The sequence below is a fragment of the Rhizobium sp. WYCCWR 11146 genome, assembly GCF_013591995.1.
Lineage (GTDB): Bacteria > Pseudomonadota > Alphaproteobacteria > Rhizobiales > Rhizobiaceae > Rhizobium > Rhizobium indicum.
This window is the reverse complement of the sequence record NZ_JACCEY010000048.1, coordinates 1-1,669: the sequence shown is the minus strand read 5'-3', so window position 1 is coordinate 1,669 and position 1,669 is coordinate 1. Positions and strand designations below refer to the sequence as shown.

1 protein-coding gene is annotated in these 1,669 nt (G+C 60.6%); it reads right to left on the bottom strand.

Going from position 1 to position 1,669, the window contains the following annotated elements; genetic code table 11:
• Positions 1–210 precede the first annotated feature (210 nt).
• On the bottom strand, positions 211–1,584 hold the full coding sequence (locus HX899_RS34615; RefSeq protein ID WP_127431940.1) for an ISNCY family transposase: 1,374 nt from the start codon (positions 1,582–1,584) through the stop codon (positions 211–213).
• Positions 1,585–1,669 lie beyond the last annotated feature (85 nt).

Below are 1,669 nucleotides of genomic sequence, written 5' to 3'. Positions count from 1 at the left end.
TTGTGGCGGCAGGGTTGGAATGTCCGTTTGTGTGCAAAGTAGAAGTGTCATTTTGGGCGCGTCTTCAGCTATTTAGAAATGCGACACTCGGCATGTCCACTTGCGCTGAGGCAAGCCCCCGACCGGACCGGCTGGGCCGGGTTGCAAGGGAAGGGAGGGGGCGGATGAGACGCACCCATTGGCTTTAGCTTTGACAGTTGCAGCAGCCGGTCATTCCGCCGCATCGAGGTCAGAGAGCGCTTGGCGCCGTCGGGCAATGACGGCGGGATCGTTCATGAAATCCCTGTTCCGACCGGGCTTGCGGCTCCGCGGCGTATAGCCGTTCTTCTCGCTGTTGGTCTTCACCTTCGGCGTTGGTCGCTGATCCTGCCGCTCCTTGATATAGGCCAGCACATCGGAAAGCCGCTTGTTCTCCGTGATCGCCGCATGCGTCACCCGCTGGTCCTTGTCGAACACCCGATAGGACAGGGAATGGCCTTTCCAGCGCACGTCGAGCCGGCCATCGGCATAGGCATAGGTCTCGACATAGCGACCAACCAGGCCACGCGTCACATCACTCTCTTCCAGCATGATCCGCTGGCGCTCGAACGAAAACGTCAGCTGCGCCCCGACATAACGCTGCTCACGCTTGCACAGGATCTCCTGCAGCCGATCCGATGGCATGTTGATCGGCCGATGCAGATTGTCAGGACGGGTAGGGGCGATGGCAAACCGCTGGTTATACCGCGCCATGAACCGCGGCAGAAAAGCATTGCCATCGTCCATGCTGCCGATGCCCGCTAACCGCAGTTCCTTGATCAGCCGATCCTGCAATGTCCGGTTCATCCGTTCAACCCGGCCCTTCGCCTGGCTCGAATTTGCGCAAAGAATCTCGATGTTTAGTTCCGAGAGTGCACGCCCGAACTGGGTCATGCCCTGGCCACTCTTGGCCTCCTTCTTCGCCACCCGGAACACCGAATGCTTGTCGGAATAGAAGGCAACGGGAGCACCGTGATCCTTCAAATAAAGCTCCAGCGCCTCGAAGTAGCTGAACGCGCTTTCCGAGCGCACGAAGCGCAACTGCATCAGCTTGCCCGTCGCATCGTCGACGAACACCAGCAGCGAACACGAATCGCCGCGATCCTCGAACCAGCGATGTTCCGATCCGTCGATCTGCACCAGCTCGCCATAGGCCTCGCGCCGCAATCGTGGCTGATGAAACGTCCGCCGCTGCTTGCGCGACAGCCAGATGCCGGCGCCCGTCATCCATTGGCGCAGCGTCTCGCGCGACACCGTCAGCCCATCGAGCTCGGCAAGCTTCTCGGCTGCCAAGGTTGGACCGAAATCGGCATAGCGCTCTCGAATGAGAGCCAAAGCATAATCGCGCACGCCCGGGCTGATCCTGTTGTTCGACGGTCGGCCGATCGCCTTGTGCCGGATCGACGCCGCGCCGGTCGTCCTGATCCGCTCCAACAGCCGGCGCACCTGGCGCTCGCTCAAGCCCAGAACACGCGCCGCCGAGACCAGCGTCGCCCGGCCGTCAACGACCTTCGACAAAACCTCGATCCGCTGCAGATCACGCTCGCTCATCGCTATCAGTCCCATCGGCAATCTCCCCGGCGCCAATCAAACGCGGGGAGTGTGACATTCCAACTTTGCAGAAACAGGACACTTTAACTTTGCGGCTACA